Annotated in this window: 21 protein-coding genes; 7 read left to right on the forward strand and 14 right to left on the reverse strand. The window is 52.4% G+C overall.

Annotated elements, in window-relative coordinates; all coding sequences use genetic code 11:
• Window positions 1–4: 4 nt before the first annotated feature.
• Together nfsA and PanJK_RS03800 are read right to left on the reverse strand one after the other, a co-directional pair.
• Window positions 5–727 carry an oxygen-insensitive NADPH nitroreductase gene (gene nfsA / locus PanJK_RS03795; RefSeq protein WP_061717179.1) on the reverse strand — a complete coding sequence of 241 codons (723 nt, stop codon included), beginning with the start codon at window positions 725–727 and terminating at the stop codon, window positions 5–7.
• Window positions 728–743: 16 nt separating this feature from the next.
• Window positions 744–995 (reverse strand): DUF1418 family protein, encoded by a 252-nt coding sequence (locus PanJK_RS03800; protein WP_265297186.1) that lies wholly within the window; start codon window positions 993–995, stop codon window positions 744–746.
• Window positions 996–1,165: 170 nt separating this feature from the next.
• Between PanJK_RS03800 and PanJK_RS03805 the strand changes: the two genes are divergently transcribed.
• A complete protein-coding gene (locus PanJK_RS03805; protein WP_256696060.1) occupies window positions 1,166–1,429 on the forward strand; it encodes a GrxA family glutaredoxin in 264 nt (87 codons plus the stop codon).
• 33 nt (window positions 1,430–1,462) lie between these two features.
• Here the strand turns inward: PanJK_RS03805 and ybjM are convergent, their stop codons facing one another.
• On the reverse strand, window positions 1,463–1,834 hold the full coding sequence (gene ybjM, locus PanJK_RS03810; protein ID WP_256696059.1) for an inner membrane protein YbjM: 372 nt from the start codon (window positions 1,832–1,834) through the stop codon (window positions 1,463–1,465).
• 254 nt (window positions 1,835–2,088) lie between these two features.
• On the opposite strand from ybjM, the gene PanJK_RS03815 reads away from it, so the two are divergent.
• Window positions 2,089–3,777, forward strand: a complete 1,689-nt coding sequence (locus tag PanJK_RS03815) for an aspartate:alanine antiporter (protein WP_061717183.1) — start codon at window positions 2,089–2,091, stop codon at window positions 3,775–3,777.
• 146 nt (window positions 3,778–3,923) lie between these two features.
• Here the strand turns inward: PanJK_RS03815 and PanJK_RS03820 are convergent, their stop codons facing one another.
• From PanJK_RS03820 to PanJK_RS03835, 4 genes are read right to left on the reverse strand one after another with little or no spacing between them, the layout of a single operon-like run.
• A complete protein-coding gene (locus PanJK_RS03820) occupies window positions 3,924–4,628 on the reverse strand; it encodes a response regulator (RefSeq protein WP_265297187.1) in 705 nt (234 codons plus the stop codon).
• Between the two features lie 13 nt (window positions 4,629–4,641).
• The gene (locus tag PanJK_RS03825; protein WP_265297188.1) at window positions 4,642–7,107 is read right to left on the reverse strand and encodes a CS1-pili formation C-terminal domain-containing protein; all 2,466 of its coding nucleotides are present in this window, start codon (window positions 7,105–7,107) and stop codon (window positions 4,642–4,644) included.
• 54 nt (window positions 7,108–7,161) lie between these two features.
• Entirely contained in the window at window positions 7,162–7,659 is a 498-nt protein-coding gene (locus PanJK_RS03830; RefSeq protein WP_265297189.1) for a fimbrial protein, read from the reverse strand.
• Between the two features lie 26 nt (window positions 7,660–7,685).
• A complete protein-coding gene (locus PanJK_RS03835) occupies window positions 7,686–8,417 on the reverse strand; it encodes a molecular chaperone (protein WP_265297190.1) in 732 nt (243 codons plus the stop codon).
• 342 nt (window positions 8,418–8,759) lie between these two features.
• Here PanJK_RS03835 and PanJK_RS03840 point away from each other — a divergent pair, with 342 nt between their 5' ends.
• Window positions 8,760–10,013 (forward strand): hypothetical protein, encoded by a 1,254-nt coding sequence (locus PanJK_RS03840; protein WP_265297192.1) that lies wholly within the window; start codon window positions 8,760–8,762, stop codon window positions 10,011–10,013.
• Between the two features lie 227 nt (window positions 10,014–10,240).
• Window positions 10,241–10,846 (forward strand): undecaprenyl-diphosphate phosphatase, encoded by a 606-nt coding sequence (gene ybjG, locus PanJK_RS03845; RefSeq protein ID WP_101760992.1) that lies wholly within the window; start codon window positions 10,241–10,243, stop codon window positions 10,844–10,846.
• Window positions 10,847–10,912: 66 nt separating this feature from the next.
• Here ybjG and PanJK_RS03850 read toward each other — a convergent pair whose 3' ends face one another.
• The gene (locus PanJK_RS03850) at window positions 10,913–12,118 is read right to left on the reverse strand and encodes a serine hydrolase (protein WP_265297193.1); all 1,206 of its coding nucleotides are present in this window, start codon (window positions 12,116–12,118) and stop codon (window positions 10,913–10,915) included.
• Between the two features lie 274 nt (window positions 12,119–12,392).
• Between PanJK_RS03850 and PanJK_RS03855 the strand changes: the two genes are divergently transcribed.
• Complete coding sequence (locus PanJK_RS03855) at window positions 12,393–13,049, forward strand: HAD family hydrolase (RefSeq protein WP_256696056.1); 657 nt, start codon at window positions 12,393–12,395, stop codon at window positions 13,047–13,049.
• Window position 13,050: 1 nt separating this feature from the next.
• Here the strand turns inward: PanJK_RS03855 and PanJK_RS03860 are convergent, their stop codons facing one another.
• The 3 genes from PanJK_RS03860 to PanJK_RS03870 form a co-directional block, all read right to left on the reverse strand.
• Window positions 13,051–14,184: a PQQ-dependent sugar dehydrogenase gene (locus tag PanJK_RS03860; protein WP_265297194.1), complete on the reverse strand. Its 1,134-nt coding sequence runs from the start codon at window positions 14,182–14,184 to the stop codon at window positions 13,051–13,053.
• 104 nt (window positions 14,185–14,288) lie between these two features.
• Window positions 14,289–14,945, reverse strand: coding sequence for a DUF3313 domain-containing protein (locus tag PanJK_RS03865; protein WP_265297195.1), 657 nt, complete (start codon window positions 14,943–14,945; stop codon window positions 14,289–14,291).
• Between the two features lie 118 nt (window positions 14,946–15,063).
• A complete protein-coding gene (locus PanJK_RS03870; RefSeq protein ID WP_256696054.1) occupies window positions 15,064–15,699 on the reverse strand; it encodes a carbonic anhydrase in 636 nt (211 codons plus the stop codon).
• 326 nt (window positions 15,700–16,025) lie between these two features.
• Between PanJK_RS03870 and rimO the strand changes: the two genes are divergently transcribed.
• Window positions 16,026–17,351: a 30S ribosomal protein S12 methylthiotransferase RimO gene (gene rimO / locus PanJK_RS03875; protein ID WP_008102489.1), complete on the forward strand. Its 1,326-nt coding sequence runs from the start codon at window positions 16,026–16,028 to the stop codon at window positions 17,349–17,351.
• Here rimO and PanJK_RS03880 read toward each other — a convergent pair.
• Entirely contained in the window at window positions 17,348–17,797 is a 450-nt protein-coding gene (locus PanJK_RS03880) for a DUF4385 domain-containing protein (RefSeq protein ID WP_008102491.1), read from the reverse strand. The two genes, rimO and PanJK_RS03880, sit on opposite strands and share 4 nt — an antisense overlap.
• Window positions 17,798–17,912: 115 nt before the next feature.
• On the opposite strand from PanJK_RS03880, the gene PanJK_RS03885 reads away from it, so the two are divergent.
• Window positions 17,913–19,574, forward strand: coding sequence for a methyl-accepting chemotaxis protein (locus PanJK_RS03885; protein ID WP_265297197.1), 1,662 nt, complete (start codon window positions 17,913–17,915; stop codon window positions 19,572–19,574).
• A 67-nt stretch (window positions 19,575–19,641) separates the two neighbouring features.
• Here the strand turns inward: PanJK_RS03885 and gsiD are convergent, their stop codons facing one another.
• Together gsiD and gsiC are read right to left on the reverse strand one after the other, a co-directional pair.
• Complete coding sequence (gsiD, locus tag PanJK_RS03890; RefSeq protein WP_061717201.1) at window positions 19,642–20,547, reverse strand: glutathione ABC transporter permease GsiD; 906 nt, start codon at window positions 20,545–20,547, stop codon at window positions 19,642–19,644.
• Between the two features lie 10 nt (window positions 20,548–20,557).
• Window positions 20,558–21,478, reverse strand: a complete 921-nt coding sequence (gene gsiC, locus PanJK_RS03895; RefSeq protein ID WP_256696050.1) for a glutathione ABC transporter permease GsiC — start codon at window positions 21,476–21,478, stop codon at window positions 20,558–20,560.
• Window positions 21,479–21,507 lie beyond the last annotated feature (29 nt).

The raw sequence follows: 21,507 nt of genomic DNA on the forward strand, positions 1-21,507 counted from the left end.
GTGCTTAGCGCGTCGCCCAGCCCTGCTGATGCAGGTAATCCAGAATGAAGGGACGCGTTTCTTTAATAATCAGGCGTTGAATCAGCTGGCTCCAGGTTTCGGAACGCTGGTTGCTATCACGTTGCTGATAATAGGCAGTAATTTGCTCATCGTACTGTGCCAGCACCTTTTTATCGACGGGCTGATAACGATTTTCATGCACCAGCATCGCTTGCGGCATGCGTGGCTTAACGTCCGGCGCATCAGCCGGATGACCGACGCAGAAGCCGAACAGCGGCAGCACAAACTTCGGCAGTTCCAGCAACTCGGTTACTTCAGCGATGCTATTACGAATCCCGCCAATGAATACGCCGCCAAGGCCCAGCGATTCCGCCGCCACCATGGCATTTTGCGCCATCAGCGCGGTATCAACGCAGCCGAGCAGCAGCTGTTCAGCGCGCCCGAGTTGCGCATCCGGGCAGATCTGCTGGTGACGATTGAAATCCGCGCAGAACACCCAAAACTCCGCTGCCGCACTGACCCAAGGCTGGCCGCCGGTCAGCTGTACCAGCTGCTCGCGCTTTGCGGGATCGGTAATACGAATAATCGAGGAGCACTGCAAAAAGCTGGAGGTCGAAGCCGCTTGTGCCGCTGCAATAATGGCGCTGCGTTGCGCCTCATCAATGCCCTGTTCGGTAAAAGCGCGAATGGAACGGTGGCTGCACAGTAAATCGATAGTCGGCGTCATAAATCCTCTCCGGTGGTTACTTCTTTTTGTTGGAATGATTGAACAATTGTGGAGCCATCGCCTTCGCCGTGCGCCACATCATCATCCATGCGGCAGGCAGCATCAGCGCGATGCCGAGAAAAAACAGCAGCGTCGCCAGCGGCTTTTTCGCGATGAGATCAGGCGCGCTCACCCAATCGTTGGTCAGCAATAATGCCCCAATCACGGCAAGCACGCCGAGCACTTCGAGCAGCAACACGGGTTTCGGTAATCTAGCGAGATCACGCATGCGAAGGTTCCCTTGGCGTTCAATCAGTTTTAGCATCTGCATAGGCAGCAGGTATCAGAATAACAGGTAACTTCTTCTTTCATTAAGCAGGATGGGCGGGCATGATGTGACGCATTATTCACGCTGTGATGTGATTCTAGTCACAAAACAGCAGCGGAAGGAGAGAAGCAATGATTGCAGTGATTTTTGGCCGTTCTAGCTGCCCTTACTGCGTACGTGCGAAAGAGTTGGCCGCCAGGCTCACCAGCGAGCGCGACGATTTCAACTATCAATACGTTGATATTCAGGCCACCGGCATTACTAAAGCCGATCTGGAAGCCCGTGCCGGCAAGCCGGTGACAACCGTGCCGCAGATTTTCCTCGACGATCAGCACATTGGTGGTTACACCGAATTCGCGGCCTGGACCAAAGAAAACCTGGGTATCGAAGCATAAGAGAACGGGCCTGCGGGCCCGTTTTGGCTGGTGCTATTCGGCACGCATCGCCAGCATAATCCGCAGCAAGCGCACCAGCAGCGCTCCACATCCCGCCCAGAACAGCGCACTTAAACTCCAGGCCACAATCAACAAGCCGCTATGCGTGATTGGCACCGCCAGCATTAACCACATCATGCCCAGCAGCGTACCGCCCAGCGCCACCCACAAGGTGCTGATCAGCGGACTTTCCGCCTGCAGTAGCGCCATCAAACATCCCGGCAGTAAAAAAAGCAGTAATTCTGGCTGTCCGCGCACGGCTTGTTCACTGGCGGCGGCCCAGAAATGATGTGCATAAATAAACACCAGCGTATAAAGCATCACGCCCAGAATCGATGCTGGCCAGCGATTATTGCGCTGCAACATAATTATCCTCAACTTTGACGTTAACAATTATGAAACTTTTTCTGCCCTGATGCGCACGACTGGAAATAAAAAGAAACAGCTGGAGGCGAAAGGAATGAAAACTGCCGATAGCTGAGGGTGTTAATTATGATTAGAATGACGCCGCTTTAAATTTCGGCTTGAACGCTTTTGTTGCAGGAACCTTAACGTTCGGCACAAGATAGCGAAAAAAGTCACTTTCATCAACGTGTTAAAGGTTAAGAAGAAGTTAAACCGTGAACATTAACGTCGCAGAATTGTTAAGCGGAAATGACGTTCTGTTATTATTTGTCGTTTTAGCACTCGGACTCTGCTTAGGTAAATTACGCCTCGGTTCGGTCCAACTCGGTAATTCCATTGGCGTGCTGGTTGTTTCGTTGATTTTAGGTCAACAGCACTTCGCCATTAATACTGACGCATTAAGTCTTGGCTTTATGTTGTTTATTTTTTGTGTCGGCGTGGAAGCCGGACCTAACTTTTTCTCGATATTTTTCCGCGACGGTAAAAATTACTTCTTCCTGGCGATTGTCATGGTGGTCAGTGCGCTGTTAATCGCGCTGACGCTTGGCAAGGTATTCGGCTGGGATATTGGTTTAACCGCGGGCATGTTAGCTGGTTCGATGACCTCGACGCCGGTGCTGGTGGGCGCTGGCGATACGCTGCGGCAAAGCATCAGCGATAGCCATCAGCTCACCTTGATGCAGGATAATCTCAGCCTCGGTTATGCACTCACCTATCTGGTGGGTTTAGTCAGCCTGATTTTTGGCGCGCGTTATCTGCCGCGCCTGCAACATCAGGATCTGCCAACCTGCGCGCAGCAAATCGCACGTGAGCGCGGCCTTGACGCCGACAGCCAGCGCAAAGTGTTTCTGCCGGTTATCCGCGCCTATCGCGTCGGCCCGGAACTGGTGGAGTGGAGCGGCGGCAAAAACCTTCGCGAGCTGGGCATTCATCGCCAGACCGGCTGCTACATTGAACGTCTGCGCCGCAACGGTATTCTCGCCAGCCCGGACGGTGACGCGATGCTGCAACTGGGCGACGATATCTCGCTGGTGGGTTATCCCGATGCGCATGCGCGCCTGGATCCTAGCTTCCGTAACGGCAAAGAGGTATTCGATCGCGATCTGCTGGATATGCGCATCGTCACCGAAGAGATCGTGGTGAAAAACCATAACGCGGTGAACAAGCGCCTGAGCCATCTCAAACTGACCGATCACGGCTGCTTCCTTAACCGCGTGATTCGCAGCCAGATCGAGATGCCAATCGATGACAGCATTATGCTCAACAAAGGTGATGTGCTGCAGGTAAGCGGTGAAGCACGTCGCGTGAAAAGCCTGGCCGATCGCATTGGCTTTATCGCCATTCACAGCCAAATCACCGATCTGCTCGCCTTCTGCGCCTTCTTTATCGTCGGCTTGATGATCGGCATGATCACCTTCCAGTTCAGCAACTTCAGCTTTGGCATCGGTAACGCCGCCGGTTTGTTGTTCGCGGGCATCATGCTCGGCTTTATGCGCGCCAACCATCCCACCTTTGGCTACATCCCGCAGGGTGCGCTGACGATGGTGAAAGAGTTTGGTTTGATGGTGTTTATGGCGGGCGTTGGCCTGAGCGCGGGCAGCGGTTTGCAACACGGTTTTGGCAGCGCCGGTGCGTTGATGCTGGTAAGTGGCCTACTGGTGAGTTTGCTGCCAGTGGTGATTTGCTATCTGTTCGGCGCTTATGTGCTGCGCATGAACCGCGCGCTACTGTTTGGTGCCATCATGGGCGCGCGCACCTGTGCGCCAGCGATGGAGATCATCAGCGATACCGCACGCAGCAGCATTCCGGCCCTTGGCTACGCAGGAACGTATGCGATCGCGAATGTTTTGCTGACGCTGGCCGGTACCCTGATCGTGATAATCTGGCCGCTTTTGCCTTTATAAAAATATTTTTGCGCTGTCCAGAACTTTCTTCTGGGGTCGCAGTCTGAATAAGTGCCACTGCTTTTCTTTGAAATCCCCAAATTGTGGAGCCCGCCGGTCACTGACTTGCGGGTTTTTTTATGGCTGCGATTTGTCGGGTTAATTACTTATCGGCGCTGTCGCTGCAACGAATCTCGTAGGTGCGAGAGTTCATTATCTGTTTTCAGACCCAGCTTGCGCATCCCCGCTTGTTTCTGACCGCTGATGGTCTTAATGCTGCGGGAAAATTTATCCGCGATTTCTGTCACAGTCATTCCTTCCAGCAAGCAGTGCATCACGTCCTGTACTTTTGGTGACAAAACTGAAAGCTGAGACGATAAAGGCAACGATTGTAATTTTTGGCCTGGTGCCCTATCCGCCTTCACTACGCGTTCATGAATTTGTGCCAGCTGCATTGCCATAAGCGGCTCAAGATAGATGTTACCGCTGCCGGCAACCTGCACCGCATTCAGCAACTCACCCTCTGAAGCCGTTTTACTGATAAATCCACTGGCACCGTAACGCAAAGCCTGCGCCACCGTCGCACTGTTGTAAAAGTTTGACGCCACCAGTATGCGCATACTTTGATTACGCAGATGCACTTCTCTGATGAGGTTTAGGCCGTTAGTATCTTGTGGCGCAAGAGCATGGTCCATAATCAACATATCTGCTTCTGTCGTGGCAAACGACGCCCACAAATCCCGACTGTGACTAAAAATGCCCATTACTTTTAGTGTGGGTTCCTGCGTTAACACCGCATTAAGTCCACGCAAAAAAATGGCATGATCGTCCAGCAGATAAATACGCAGTGGTTGTGTGCGGCTGAAAGTCATTTCTCTTTTCCTGTTAACTCTGGTCATTTGGGCGGCAAGCAAGATCGCCCACCATTAACGTGCTGTTTTCACGTTTCGCGTTCGCCGTATCCAGCATGACTTTGCATTGCTTGCCTTCACGCGAATGAATCGTCAATTCAGGCGTATGTTCATGCATATCGGTGACGAAGAATCCGTCACTCTCCGCAATGCCATGTCCCGCATGATTGACCAGTTTTGCGCCAGACATCGGCTCGCCTTTGTGGTCGATAACACGCCCAATCACCGTAACGGTTTTCATCACGCGTACTTTGCCAGACGCCACGCCGCCTTTATTTAAGTGATAAGGCAGCTCTGCAGGCCAGATTTTTAGCGCCGGACCATCATTACCGACAAAATCAATTTGCAGTTGCCCAGACTTCCACGCATTCACCGGCACAAAATTGCGTCCCGCGCGTAGCGTGCTGCTGGTGCCATTGCTATCCCAGGCTTTTAATCTGACGTTAGGATCGTCACTTTCGACATCAATAATCATGCCGGTGTGACTTGCCCAGCTCTCTGGGCTGTGGCTGACAGACACTTTTCCACCGCCAATCGCCAGCGTGTTGTTCATATTGATGCCGCCACTCAACGATTGTGATGCGCTGGATTGCTGGGCATACACCGAACCGCTGGCATAACGGTGCTTGAAGTCGCTATAAAGATTGCCGCCGAGACCATATTGATCGCCGGTTACCCCAGCGGAAAGGCGCTCGATTGGGCCATTTTCGAAAGATTGCACCACTCCTGCTGAAGCAAACATTTCACGTCCGCCGCGATTGTCATTACGGCTGCCTAAGGAAGCCGTCACGTTGCGTTTATTCTCGCCGAGTGAGAACGACAGATTGAGATGGGCTCCGCGGTTGCGTGATGCGCCATTCTGATTATAAGGACGATCAAATACGTTCAACGTGAGCGAGACCGGCGTATCTTTCACGGAAAGACGCGTGCGCCAGTTGGCATCAACGCCCACGCCATTATCACGGCTGTTGTGTGTTCCACGCAGTGACAGTGAATCACCGTTCCCCAGACGATGATTAACCGTCGCTCCGCTGTTGTGCTGTTTGTTGGTCTTACACGTACTCACCGAGCAGCGACTGCTCTCATCCTGATACCAGCTCTGACTGTGGTTCAGCAGCAAACTGGTCTGCGGTTGGACCTGCCAGCTGAACTGGCTATCAAAACGTGAACCCCATTGGTCACTGACACCCGCGCTACCGTACAAACGCGTGCTCTGGCTGGATTGGATATCAGTTGAAACACCCAACTGATTGCTGCCCGCATTACGTTGCGCTGCGCCGCCCACAATCACCTTTGGATGCAACAGATAATTGGTGCTGATACCGAAGGCCGCATCGCCATCCGCCTGGTTATAGCGGTTATTACCGAGTTGCTTCTCTACACCGCCATAAAGATTGTACTGCCAGCGACGATCGGGATTGCGCCAGCTGGTGGGTTTATAGATGGTCTCTTCCGTACGGCTGATTTCACGGCCATCTTCGACCAGCCGCACTTCAACGCCGTAAATGCCGCCGGGCAAAACAGTGGTATCCAGTTGCTGCATCCCCGTCTGCACGGGTTGGCTGTTAATCAGCACACCATCACGATAAATTTCGGCAATCGAATCGCGGTTAGCGGTGACATAAACGGGATAAAGACTGGCCTGCGCCTGACTTTCCAATAAGGTGTCGGAACTCCCTACCATCACACCTGCGACGGTATTCACACTGCTGCGGCCAGGCATCACCGGTTGTCGCAGGATCCCTTGAGAATCCGGCATAAATAACCCAGCACGTACCGCTGTGCCGGGCAGTTCACGCTGTAAAAAGAGTGAACTTACACGTGCATCGGTTTTACTGTTTTCAATGTCACTGCGACTGAGCTGGCTGCTGGCTTGCGCGGTCCATTTGCCAATGCTGCCTTCCAACTGCAACCCTTGATACCCCGACCAAGGCTGCTGTTCACCGCCAATCAGGTTAAGTTGGTTGCGTAATATCAATCCACTGCTGCCTTGTTCAGGCAAGGCAATATGCTTCACTTTGCCTTTTTCCTCTTTTGCCGCTGAGGAGCTGATATATAACGTGGTATTGGCCAAGCTGTAATGCAGGCTAATTAACCCTTCTGCACTCTCTTGTTCACATTTACCGAGAGGAAATGCATTTTTAAATATATTACTCCAGCGACTACGTGCGGCAGCGGGTAATTTACTTTCAGAAAATTCGGTGAATTTTACTAACTGAACGGTTTTGGCACGAGATAATAAAATCATGGCGTCACCTAAATATTCACCATCCAGCTCAACTTTCGTCAACAGCGGTGCATCAAAGAAGTGTGCACTGAAATCTTCCGGCAGATTATCTGCCTGAGTTACCAGATCTTCCATGGGCACCGCAGATACCGTCAGTGGCAGCATAAATAGCGCCACGGCGATAGCCAGAGTTTTTTTATTAAGTAACAACATGAGTTTATCCGCTAAAAAAAGGACGCAGAATGCGTCCTTTTTATCAGAAAGCAATTAAGGAATTTCGTGATCGAATACCATGGTAACTTCGCCAGTGTAGTTGCCGCCCTCATAAGTTGGAGTGCCAGTAGGACTCACCACTAATGGCAATGTTTTTTCATCAGCAGCATTGGCTGCTGTAAGTATCTCGGCAGCCATTGTTGGCCCAACACCAAGATCCGTAGAACCAACCCGGATAGTTAATGGAATATTATTCGCTGGAGTATCTTCATGTTCTAATACTGCAGCACTTAGAAGGTGCGCGCTAATTTTCCCTTCAGTATTGCGCGCCTGTAGATTAGTTGAGACATTATTCAGAATATAAGCATCTTCATCCCAAACCATTTCCTGCTTAGTTGAACCAAAACCAGGGTCAGAAAATTTAACGTATGAACGTTCTGATGGGATAGTGGCTTCTAATTCAAAAGTTAGCTCTTGTTGTTTGTCTACAGCAACGGCCAGTGAACTTACAGCGACCAGACTAGCAATTAAAGATTTATAATAAACTTTCATGGTGTTAACTCATTTTAAAGAGGGAATTATCCGAATTTCTTCGGTGTTTTTTTACTACCTTCCAGCAAAGTAAATTGCCAGTTTTTTTGACTTTCTTGCTTCAAATTATGTTGCTTACCTGGCATGAGAATAACTGAAGATGCATCACCACATTTACCCCCCTGACATAATTTAATGCCTTCAAGTTTGATACTGCTGTTACCTTTATTGGTGATAATGATTTTATTATCACGCTGCGCGATATCGGTATTAAATACGACATTTTCAGGTCGTACTATCACCATTGCACCGTAACCGGTTAATATGCTTACGCCTGCATTGAGTGATTTCTTATATTCATCATACTGTTTTTTTGACTGACCGAACTCATATTGGTCCTTCGGCATGACAGGAATATATCGAACGCGGTAATAACGCTCTTTATCTCTTTTTCCTACAACCACTAACCTTCCGGTTTGCATGCTATTTGCCGGGATTATCATGCGCGATGGCGTAAAGATTAATCCATCAACTTTTCCACTTGCCGCCGCTGTAGCATCGATTTTTTTCTCTGACTTTCCGCCGTTCGGCAGGTAAGTCACTTCACTCACATCAACTCGGACATAACCGGTGTCATCACCACTATTACGAATTCTTTTTAGCAATGTACTCTTATCGCTTTCAATAAAATCATACATCGAACCCACCGTAATTTTAGGGATAGCAGCAGCGTGCAAACTTGCTCCCGCCAGTGCTAAGACAAGAATAATTTTAAACATAGTAACCTCATTAGAATGAGCGCCACCGGTAAACTGTTGTCCTTGTTAGGCAGCACTTATTTGATGGGGGGTAATATGCCAAAACCTTTTTAGTTCACTCTATGAGAGCACTCTCAAAGCAAGACGATAAGACAAAACCTTCTCAACCTTCAAACCATGGATGAACATCTCGAATATAATGTGCATTAAATTCTGATATATATCTTACATTTTGAGAGTGCTCTCGTTTTCCCTCAAGGTCTTATTAAGATAAGATTGCCTGTAGAAAACGTCATTCATCATGATGATGGAGGTTGTTTAAACTTATCACCCCTTCATTTATCACTTACTTTGGAACTACCGGTGAAAATCAAATCCAGTAAAAACTTCCCGCACACCTTATTAAGGTCTGTTTTTTATGGGGCTATTTTGTTTTTGAGTTCTTTTTTATTTTTTTCAACATCAGTTCGCGCAGAAACATTAAATGTAACTGCTGAATTTCGCCCCTCAGCAGCCAATCCTCAAGTCGATAAGTTCGAAAATACCACACCGGTTGCGGGCTTTTGCCTGGATTATCAAAAATTTTGTGGTGAAGGTGTTTTTTCAATTGCCACCAATCTGAATGTCAATAATCGTTCCCTTATCGCTGGAAGTAACAATAATAATGAACGTGTTTTTCAGAAATTAGATGCGAACTGGAAAACTATATCATTAACTGATGATGAAACTGGCCAGTCAATTACCGTCCAATTTCGCTTAATGCTGATCGGTCAACGCTTCTCACGCTCCGGAGGCGGTTTTGTTACTGCTGATTTTAATTCAGCTGGCGGTAACCCTCAAGGTGGGTGCGGTGGCACGATAGGAGCAGGAATTGCAAACAGTTACTTTCGATTTGCATGGAACCATAGCTCCTTGCCTGCCTCTTGCTATAGAAACGTAGTTAATATGAATTATACAGATTTCAAGATTAGTGATATTTCTGTCGGTTATGAGATGAAAAGCAGTTCCCCGATGAATATGCCTAATGGAACATTTAAGGGATCCGTTAGTTACTCCGTAGGAAACGGACAGCAGATTGATTTAGGAGCGGGGGATTACTCCGATAATATACTGGAAATTAAAATTGAAGCTCAGATCGAACATGAATTAAAATTTGAAATGGTCGGTTCCGAAAAAGTACCTATGATTCCACCTGGTGGCTGGCAGGATTGGACTTCAGGCGGCGCAACACAATTTAGGCTTGAGGGTACGGGTTCTTTTAGAAGCACAGCTTCAGCGCCATTCAGCGTCTATCTCGAATGCCAGCATAAAGTGCTCAACAGTTGTGCTATGCAAAGGGACGGTGACGATACCCTCGTGCAAGTTGATACAACAATAACAATACCCTTTGTTATGGAACGTGATAGTGGTGAAGATATTACTAATTGGCCGATATATGTTCGTTCAATACATACTCCCGGTTATGTTTTTGAACCAAGATCATACATTAACGGCTATTTATCGACAGTAAAGTTTAGTGTCAATGAGGTCGAAAGTTTGCGCATGGGTAATTATCCCGGCAGCACTTGGCGCGGAAGCGCTACGCTGATATTTGATGCCGAGATTAACTCACCCTAGCCTTCACACTTTTAACCTTTTGAGGTGGGCGTCATTTTTTCGCCCGCTGCGCACCCGCAAATCTTTATGCAACTTTCATCAAACTTAAACACTCCAACAACCCGCGATAAGATTAAGAGCGTGACTATGTACGCATAGGCGCGCGGCTTTTAAGCTATCACGCTTATTTTGCAGACAATTTTGCGCTGCAGTTTTTTGGGTAAACAAGACGAGGACAAGGAATCGTGATGGAAGCATTGAACCACACGCTCTTTTTATGGATCAACGCCACAGAGGATTCACCGCAGTGGCTGATCACTCTGGCGACCTTTATCGCCAAAGATGTGATAGCCATCGTGCCGCTGCTGATTGTGGCGCTGTGGCTGTGGGGACCGCGCGATCAGGTGCAGTCTCAACGCGAGCTGGTGCTAAAAACCGGCATGGCGCTGTTGTATGCGCTGAGCATTTCGTGGTGCGTCGGGCAGTTGCTGCCGCATCCGCGTCCGTTCGCTATTGGTTTTGGCCATCAGTTACTGTCACACCGACCCGATGATTCCTATCCGAGCGATCACGGCACCACCATTTTCACCTTTGCGCTGGCATTCATCTTCTGGCATCGCCTTTGGTCAGGTGTGGTGTTGCTGGTGATAGGCAGCGCCATCGCCTGGTCACGCGTCTATCTTGGCGTGCACTGGCCGCTGGATATGCTGGGCGGATTCCTGGTCGGCTTGCTGGGTTGTCTGGCGTCGCACATGGCGTGGCAGCTGTATGGCGAACGCATGCTGGCGTTCACGCATCAGGTGTATCGCGCGCTGTTCGCCATGCCGATTAAGAAAGGGTGGATTCGTGAGTAAGCGATGGGGTCGCCATTAATGGCGAGCCTGTAAAAAACGGTGCGCATCAAGCGCACCGTTTTTGTCTCAACTAAACCACTTCCCGAACCAGCCGTGGAATTTCATCATGATGAAATCCCAAATGCGGCCAACAAAGCCACCTTCCGGCACCGCCTCCATCGTCACCAGCGGACGTTGCTCAATGGTTTTGCCATCCAGCTGGAAATCGATAGTGCCCACCACCTGATTCTTCTCCAGCGGCGCTTCCAGCTGCGGTGAATTCAGGGTAAAGCTGGCCTTGAGGTTTTTCATCTGCCCTTTTGGCACGGTGATCGCGGCGTCTTTTGCGACGCCAAGATTGACCTGGCTGCGATCGCCAAACCAAACGCGCTGCTGCGCAAACGGTTTATCGGCCTTAATCGGCGTCACGGTTTCATAGAAGCGGAAGCCCCACGTCAGCAGCTTCTCGCTTTCACGGAAACGCGTAGCATCCGTTGCCGCGCCGAGCACCACGGAAATCAGGCGCATATCACCTTCGGTTGCCGAGGCCACCAGATTGTTGCCCGCGCCAGACGTGTGACCGGTTTTAATACCATCCACCTTCAGATTAGTGCTCCACAGCAGACGGTTACGGTTCATCTGCTTAATCTTATTGAAGGTGAACTCTTTTTCGCTGTTGATCGCATACTCTTCCGGCACATCGCTGATCAGGCGCTGGCCGATAATCGCCATGTCGCGCGCGGTGCTGTATTGCCCTTCAGCGTCCAGGCCGTGTACCGTCATAAAGTGGGTGTTTTGCAGGCCAAAGGCTTTGACATAGTTGTTCATCAACCCGATAAACGAATCCTGACTGCCCGCAACATAATCAGCCAATGCGATACAAGCGTCGTTGCCAGATTGAATCACCACGCCTTTATTCAGTTCAGAGACCGGAATGCGATCGCCGGGTTTGAGGAACATCAGCGATGAACCGCGCAGTTTGGGATTGCCGGTTGCCCATGCATCCTGCCCGATAGTGACCATGTCATCGTTGGTAATCTTGCCCGATTTCAGCGCCTGGCCGACCACATAGCTGGTCATCATTTTGGTCAAACTGGCGGGGTCAAGGCGCTGATCGGCATTGGATTCCGCCAGCACTTTGCCGCTGTTGTAATCCATTAAGATCCAGGCTTTGGCGTCTATCTGCGGAGCGGCTGGAGCTTGTTCTGCCAGCGTTGAAATAGGAATGAAAAGTAATAATAGTGACGATGCAGCCAGAGGCCGCCATGCAGTAGCGAAGGTGTTTTTTCTCATGAGGATGACCAGATTGTCCTTGTTAAATCTTGGTTTTTTGCAGATAAGACATGTCTCATCCCACGCTAACGGTTCAGGCCAGCGAAAAAAACCGTCCAATCGTAAAGTTTTATAGAGTTTATTAGAGTAACCCTGGCACCAACCGCGCAGCGCCGCCACTTTTGCCCATCTGACTATTGAAAAATTTTGCGTGTAATTCCGATTTTTCGCAGAACGGTTAAGCCAGTCACAAATTTCCGCTAACCTGAATTCAGTCAGCCTGAGGAGAGCCGCGATGGACTTAGCCATTTTCGATTTGGACGAAACCCTGATTTGTGAAGACAGCACCAGCCTGTGGCTGCGCTGGTTGGTTTCACAGGGATTCGCCCCCGAAGAGATCATCCAGCAGGAGAAAATCCTGATGGAGAAATATCACACCGGTACGTTATCGATTGAAGAGTACATGAACACCACGCTGGCGCCACTCGCCGGTATGGCCACCATGACCGTTGAAGGCTGGGTACGCCGCTTTATCCATCGCGACATCATGCCGCGCGTTTTTCCCGCCGCCCGCGAGCGTATTGAGTGGCATCAGCAGCGCGGCGACACGGTGATGATCATTACCGCCAGCGGCGATCATCTTGCTGTTCCCATCGCCGAGCGCCTTGGTGTTCACGGCGCACTGGCGATTGGCGTTGAAGTGGTGGATGAACGCTACAGCGGGCAAACTTACGGCACCATGACCTATCGCGAAGGCAAAGTGACGCGCCTCAGCGACTGGAAAGCGTTACAGCAGGACCAACGCTTTGAACGCACCTGGGCTTACAGCGATTCAATGAATGATTTACCGCTGCTGGCGCATGCCGACCATGCATGGGTGGTGAATCCCAATTCGCTGCTGCTGCAGGAAGCACAGCAGCGCGGATGGGAAGTGTGTAACTGGGCACGCTAAGTTAACCGCGTGGGGCGCTGGCGGCGTCTAGCAGCCCCACTTTCAGCAGCTTGCCGTTGGATTCATCGGTTAGCACGTAGAGATAGCCATCCGGGCCTTGTCGTACATCACGAATACGCTCGCCACGATCCTCCAGTAAGCGCTGTTCCTCCACCACTTTCGCGCCATTCACCTGCAGGCGAATCAAACTCTTCTCCTTCAACGCGCCGATAAACAGTGAGTTTTTCCATTGCGGGAAGCGCGCGCTATTGTAGAACGCCATGCCGCTGATGGCGGGCGAGACTTTCCAGTAGTGCAGCGGTTGCTCGGTACCTTCGACTTCACTGCCTTTCGCTTCCGGCACTTTCTCTCCGCTGTAATCAATGCCGTACGTTGCCAGCGGCCAGCCGTAATTTTTGCCCTTCTGCGGAATGTTTACCTCATCGCCGCCGCGCGGGCCGTGTTCGCTTTCCCACATTTGCTGCGTCCACGGATTGAGCGCCAGCCCTTGCGAATTGCGCATGCCGTAAGACCAGATTTCAGCACGCGCGCCCTGGCGATTAACAAACGGGTTGTCCGGCGGGATTTCACCGTCTTTGGTCAGACGCACAATTTTGCCGGAGAGCTTATCCAGCTGCTGCGCGCTGCTGCTGGCGAAATTGTCACCGAAGGCGATATAGAGAAAACCCTGACGATCAAACGCCAGTCGCGTGCCGATATTGGCGCCACTCGACAACTTCGGCGTTTGCTCCAGCACCACTTTAAAGTCGCTCAGCTGGCGATTGTCATCGCCTAATCGGCCATAACCCACCACGCCGCCGGCGCGGCCGCTGGCATCGGCGGTGGTGTAGCTGAGCCACACGCGGCGGCTTTGGGCAAAGTCCGGCGCCAGCACCACATCCAGCAGGCCGCCCTGACGATTCGCCCACACCTTCGGCACGCCGCCGATCGGTTGCGACAGGCCTTTGCCCGGCTGCCAGCTGCGCAGCTGGCCGGATCGTTCAGTAATTAACAGCGTTTGATTGTCGGGCAGAAAAGCCACGGACCAAGGATGATCGAGCTTATCCTGCAGCACCTGAACCTGCACATCGGCAGCGAATAACGGTAAGGACGTGCTTAAAGCGCCAAACAGCAGCGCGGCGGGCAGTAAACGCATGGCATTCTCCTTTATCACGGTCTGCCGTTAAGGGTAGTCAGCGCGTGACAAAGGATGTGCAGGATTTACAAAACATTAAGCCCGGCACACGGCCGGGCACAGGTTCACGGCACGGAGAACGCCAACGTGTCGCGCACCATCTCGTCAATGCCTGGACGGAGATCGGTGAGGGTAATTGGCGTGTTGTTATTCGGTAGGGTTTTGCCGAAGGCTTTGCGTACCACTTTAATCATCGGCTTGCCAGTTTGTGCATCCATCGCTTCGATTTCGAGGAACAGCGAACTCTCTTGCGTGCGATGTCCGGTGGCCGCCATGGTGCTGGCAACAACGGCAGCAATCGGCACCACTTCGTAGAACTGCACGCCTTCATTTTCTGCCGATACCGCCGTAATCGCCGCTTTCACCAGCAACGTACGCGGGCCTTTGGTGGTTACCAACGGTTTGCGTTCAGAAATCGCCTTTTTCAGCTGGCTATCGGTATAACTGCGCACCTCATCCAGCGTTTGCTGGCTGATACGCGCGGTCGGATGCGCCGCCGGATAATAGACCACCGGCGTGTAAACCACGCCACGATAATCGGCATCGTGATAATCGGGCGAGATCCAGCGCAGCGTCGGTTTACCGCTTGGCGATTGGGTCGATTGCAGCTGACTATAATCGCCGAGGAAGCCGGAATATTGTTTTTTGTCGGCCACATGAGAGGTACAGCCCGCAGCCAGCAGCGCCAGCGTTAACACGGGAACACAAAGGGGAAATCGCATGAGAGAGCCCTTATCAGAGGTAATTGCTTCTCAAGTGTAGAAGTTGGTTTTCAGCGCGGGAGGAAATATTAGCGAAATGCGAGGAAAAACCACCTGCATTGCAGGTGGTTAGGCGGAATTACTCGAAGCAGGTTTCCGGGTTTTCCGACAGTGAAATAAAGGATTCACCACCTTTGGTCAGCGCAATGATGCCACCACTCTCAATATCATAAACCCACCCGTGCAGGCGCACTTTGCCTTTACGCAGCGCCACCGCCACAGAAGGGTGTGTTTTGATATTGTTCAGCTGTGCAATCACGTTCTCTTTCACCATTTCGTTGAGACGTTTCTCAACCGAATCGTAGTTGCGCTCTTCCACCACCGCTTTCGCCGCGTTGGCGTAGTGCAACCAGTGGTCAACCGCGGGCATGGTTTCCAGATCGGCATTGGAAGCAATCGCGTTCATGGCACCGCAGTTGGAGTGACCACAAATAATAATTTCGGTCACGCCCAAAGCCACAACCGCGTACTCAATGGTGGCGGATACGCCGCCAGGCTCTGGACCAAACGGCGGTACGATGTTACCGGCGTTTCGGATCACGAACAGCTGACCCGGCTCCGACTGCGTCACCAGCTCTGGCACCAGACGGCTGTCTGAGCAGGAGATAAACAGGGCTTTGGGATTTTGGTTGGATGCCAAACTTTTGAAAAGATCCTTCCTTTCAGGGAACACATTCTGTTGAAAATTCAGAAAACCTTTGACGATCTCTTGCATATGTCTGCTCTCACATTATCCACTTCTGCCCTGGCAGTGAGGATTCACTATCAGTGCGATTTGAAATTTTCAGTGAAGATAAGTACTTACCTTTACCGACCCAACATTTAAGCAAAACACGTCAGCTTACACAACTCGGATCACGTTCGCAGACGAGCAACGCAGGCGCGGCGCTTAATGAGAGCGCGCGTCGCTCACTGAGTTAAGCATATCTACAGCACATTGGTTGTCGATAAGGAGATTCTTACACAGCCTATACATTTTCCTCTGCAACCTCTGTACAATCGCCCCCCTATCCACACTAATTATGATGAATTTTTAACCTTATGAGCCAAGTCAAAAATCCACCGCGCGTGGGGTTCGTCTCCCTCGGCTGTCCGAAAAACCTCGTCGACTCTGAACGCATCCTGACGGAACTGCGTACCGAAGGCTATGACGTGGTGCCACGCTACGATGATGCGGAGATCGTCATCGTTAACACCTGTGGATTTATTGATAGCGCCGTACAGGAATCTCTGGAAGCAATTGGTGAAGCGCTGAACGAAAACGGCAAAGTGATCGTCACCGGCTGCCTCGGTGCCAAAGTGGATCAGATCCGCGAAGTGCATCCAAAGGTGCTGGAAATCACCGGCCCGCACAGCTACGAGCAGGTGCTTTCGCACGTGCACACCTATGTGCCTAAGCCGGAGCACAACCCGTTCCTCAGCCTGGTGCCAGAGCAAGGTGTCAAACTGACGCCGCGCCATTACGCCTACCTGAAAATTTCCGAAGGCTGCAACCATCGCTGCACCTTCTGCATCATTCCATCGATGCGTGGCGATCTGGATAGCCGTCCAATTGGTTCAGTGCTCGACGAAGCCAAACGTCTGGTAGAAGCCGGCGTGAAAGAGCTGCTGGTGATCTCACAAGACACCTCCGCTTACGGCGTGGATGTCAAACATCGCACCGGTTTCTGGAACGGATCGCCAGTGAAAACCAGCATGGTGAGCCTGTGCGAGCAGTTAGCCAAACTCGGCGTGTGGGTACGTCTGCACTACGTTTATCCGTATCCGCATGTGGATGACGTTATTCCGCTGATGGCTGAAGGCAAAATTCTGCCGTACCTCGACATTCCGCTGCAGCACGCCAGCCCGCGCATCCTCAAGCTGATGAAGCGTCCAGGCGCGGTAGAGCGTACGCTGGAGCGCATCAAGCGCTGGCGTGAAATCTGCCCAGAGCTGACGCTGCGTTCAACCTTTATCGTCGGCTTCCCCGGTGAAACCGAAGAAGATTTCCAGATGCTGCTCGACTTCCTGCAGGAAGCGCGCCTCGATCGCGTTGGCTGCTTCCAGTACAGCCCGGTAGATGGCGCAACCGCCAACCAGCTGCCGGATCAGGTACCGGACGACGTGAAGCAGGATCGTTTTGATCGCTTCATGCAGCTGCAGCAGAAGATCTCCAGCGAACGTCTGCAGGAAAAAATCGGCCGCGAAGTGCTGGTGCTAATTGATGAAGTGGATGAAGAAGGCGCGGTCGGCCGCAGCATGGCTGACGCCCCGGAAATCGATGGCGCGGTCTATCTGAACGGCGATCGTCAGGTGAAAGTCGGCGACGTGGTGCGCGTTAAAGTCGAACACGCCGATGAATACGATCTGTGGGGCACGCGCGTTTAACCATACTTCTGCTGGTGCGCACGTTTGCGCGCCAGATAGTCCGTATCCGCGCGCAGTTTATCCCAGCACGCTTTGAAAACGGCCGCCGCAGCGGCCTTTTCTTTTTCTGTGGTACGCGGCAATTCGTTGCCGGCCTCGTCATATTTTCGTCCGCCCTGATGATTGCTGTAGCGGCGCGCACGCGTATAACCCATCTGAATATATTTGCGCGCCATGTCCATGCCGACAAAATCGTCCTGCGCGCGATACGCTTCAAATAACTGCATAATCTGTTGTGAAGACTGCTTTGCCAGCTCGACGGTGCGAAAACGCCAGTGCGGCAGAATCTCACTTTTGTAAGGTTCGACCATCAACACGCCCTGCTCGCCGCGCCCCACCTGATAGAGCTCTGGCTGCTGGCGAAAATCGATGTGCTTGAAATCCTGCTCATAATTAAACGCTTTCATCTGCTTTTTCCCGCCTCTCATCATCCTGTGACGTAATTATTTCCCGCTGGCACTTAAGCGATTTGCTTTTATACCGATAACTTCACTATCAGCCTACTTCCTCAGAGACGCACCTATGTTTAAACGAATGAAAATTGTGACGGCCATCATGATGATATTGGTGGTTTTCACCGCGATGCAGGCGATTTCCGGCTCGCTGTTTTTATCATCACTGATTACCGGACAGCATAATTTCACCACCAGCAATCAGCTGTCGCACCAGCAACGGGAGCTGGCCGATGGCTGGCAAACGCTGGTGAAGACCCGCGTGATCATCAACCGCGTCGCCATTCGTATCCTGAAAAAACAGACGGATGAAGCGTCAGTCGCCGCCATCAACAAACTGCTGATCAGCGCAGGTGCGTCACTGGATGAAGCGAAGCAACATTTTGATCTTTATAAGAGCATGCCGCGTATCGCCGGACAAAGCGCGGATTCAGCCAGTGTAGTCGACGCTAAGTTTGCTGCCTTCGCTGAATTGCTGAAACAGTCGGCGGCGTTCCTGAAAGCCAATGATTACGCCGCCTATGGCAACCTTGATGCCCAGCAGGCGCAGGACGATCTGGAAGTGGCTTACAAACAGTGGCGTGAGCAGAACGTGCAACTGCTGGCCGAGCGCAATGCGGAATATGACAATAACTATCAGCACATGCTGGTGTTGGTCGCCGTAATGGCGGTGGTTGTGGTGCTGCTGCTGGTTGCCGTGTGGATTCTGGTGCGTCGCATTCTGCTGGCACCGATGAAGCTGGTACAACAGCAGATGGAACGCTTCGCCGATGGCGATCTCTCTGCCCGTTTGCAGGTGGAAGGCCGCAGCGAAATGGCGTCGATTGCCGCCAGCCTCAACCACATGCAGCAGTCGCTGCTCAGCACCATCAACAATGTGCGTGATAGCGCGGACGCGATTTTTGGCAGCGCCAGCGAGATTGCCACGGGAAATAACGATCTCTCCTCACGCACCGAACAACAGGCAGCGTCACTGGAAGAGACTGCGGCGAGCATGGAAGAGCTGACCGCCACGGTGAAACAGAACGCCGATAACGCGCGTCAGGCGACGCAGCTTGCGAAAACCGCCTCGGAAACCGCCGACAAAGGCGGCAACGTGGTGGATGGCGTGGTGAAAACCATGCGCGATATCGCCGACAGCTCGAAGAAAATCGCCGATATCACCAGCGTGATTGATGGCATCGCCTTCCAGACCAACATCCTTGCGCTCAACGCAGCAGTAGAAGCGGCACGCGCCGGTGAACAGGGTCGCGGTTTTGCCGTGGTGGCAGGCGAAGTGCGTAATCTGGCACAGCGCAGCGCCCAGGCGGCGAAAGAGATCAAACTGCTGATTGAGAATTCCGTGCAGCGCGTCAACACCGGTTCGCAACAGGTGAGCAGCGCCGGTGAAACCATGCAGGAGATCGTCAGCGCTGTTACCCGCGTCACCGATATCATGGGCGAGATTGCTTCGGCGTCCGATGAGCAGAGTCGCGGCATCGACCAGATTGGTCAGGCGGTGAACGAGATGGATCGCGTCACGCAGCAGAACGCCACGCTGGTGCAGGAATCCGCGAACGCCTCGGCGTCGCTGGAACAGCAGGCCAGCAGCCTCTCTTCTGCGGTGGCACGCTTCAAAACCGGCGCTCGCCAGGCCGCTGCGCCGGTGGCGAAAATGGTGAAACCGGTGATGACGCCAACCCGCGCCGCGCCGGCCGCCGCGCACAGTAATGACAATTGGGAAACGTTTTAAGGGCGGGATTGTGCGGTTGTCGAAAAGGTCGCCATAAATGGCGACCCTACGGGCGACCAAACCACCATCAGGTCTTCAATTTCGGATCCAGCGCATCACGCAAACCATCACCCAGCAGGTTAAATGCCAGCACGGTAAGGAAAATCGCCAGGCTTGGGAAGATGGCGACATGCGGCGCAATCACCATATCGGCGCGCGCTTCATTGAGCATTGCGCCCCACTCCGGCGTGGGCGGCTGCGCGCCGAGGCCGAGAAAAGACAAACTCGCCGCCGTGATGATCGAGGTACCAATACGCATAGTGAAATAGACCACAATCGACGACACCGTACCGGGCAGGATGTGACGCATGATAATGGTCCAGTCCGACGCACCAATGCTGCGTGCCGACTCAATATAGGTTTGATGCTTCAGCACTAACGTATTGCCGCGCACCAAACGGGCAAATGCCGGAATGCTGAAGATCGCCACCGCAACAATCACGTTGCTCATGCCGCTGCCCATAATTGCCACCACCGCAATCGCCAGCAAAATGCCGGGGAACGCGAACAATACATCGCAGATGCGCATGGTGATGCGATCCCACCAGCCTTCGTAATAGCCCGCCAGCAGACCTAACACGGTGCCGATCAGCGCGCCAATCGCCACCGAGAAGAAACCGGCAATCAGCGAAATGCGCGTGCCTACCAGCACGCGGCTGAAGATATCGCGCCCCAGCGAATCAACGCCAAACCAGTGCATCAGCGATGGCCCTTCGTTCAGCCGGTCGTAATCGAAATAGTTTTCCGCATCAAAAGGCGCAATCAGCGGCGCGATAAACGCCACCACAATCAGCAGCAGCACAAACAATCCGGCCAGCAGCGCCACATGCTGACGGCGAAAGCGCCGCCAGAATTCGCGCCACGGCGTGCGTACCCGGTTTTCCGTGATAGTCGGCATGGTTTTCAATGCCGCGGCTCGTCGCCAGTTCTTCAATTGCGACTCCTTACTTGTAGCGAATGGCCGGGTTGATTGCCGCGTACAGCACGTCAACAATCAGGTTAATCAGAATGAATTCCAGCGAGAACAGCAGCACTTCGGCCTGAATCACCGGGTAATCGCGCATCTCGACTGAATCCACCAGCAAGCGGCCTAAGCCTGGCCAGTTGAACACCACTTCCACCACAATCGAGCCGCCGAGCAGGAAACCAAACTGCAGGCCCATCATGGTAATCACGGGAATCATGGCGTTACGCAGGCCGTGTTTCACCACCACCAGCGATTCGCGTACCCCTTTGGCGCGCGCGGTGCGCATGTAATCTTCCTGCATCACCTCCACAAACGACGCGCGGGTGAAGCGCGCCATCACCGCCGCCACCGCTGCACCCAAGGTGATCGATGGCAAAATGTAGTGTTTCCAGCTATCCGCGCCGACGGTCGGCAACCAGCCAAGCTCGACGGAAAACACCTGCATCAGCAGCATGCCAAGCGCAAACGCCGGGAAAGAAATACCCGACACCGCCAGCGTCATGCCGATGCGATCGGGCCAGCGATTGCGCCACACCGCCGAGGTGATGCCAATCGCCATACCGAAAATCACCGCCCACACCATGCTGCTCAGTGTCAGCCACAGCGTCGGGAAAAAGCGCGCGGCAATTTCGTCAATCACCGGACGTTTCGAGACCAGCGAATGGCCGAAATCGCCCTGCACCGCATTGATCATAAAGTGCCAGAACTGCTTGATCAGCGGCTGATCAAGACCGAGATCCTGACGCACCAGCGCCACCACCGAAGCATCCGCTTCCGGGCCGGCAATCAGGCGCGCCGGATCTCCCGGCAGCAAATGGACGAACAGGAACACCAGCACCGCCACAATCAGCAGCGTGGGAATCAGTCCCAGTAATCGTTTGAGAAAATAGTTGAGCATGCGAAGTCCTGCGCAGCATCGGCCAGCCC

It is taken from the genome of Pantoea sp. JK (assembly GCF_026130245.1).
GTDB lineage: Bacteria > Pseudomonadota > Gammaproteobacteria > Enterobacterales > Enterobacteriaceae > Pantoea > Pantoea trifolii.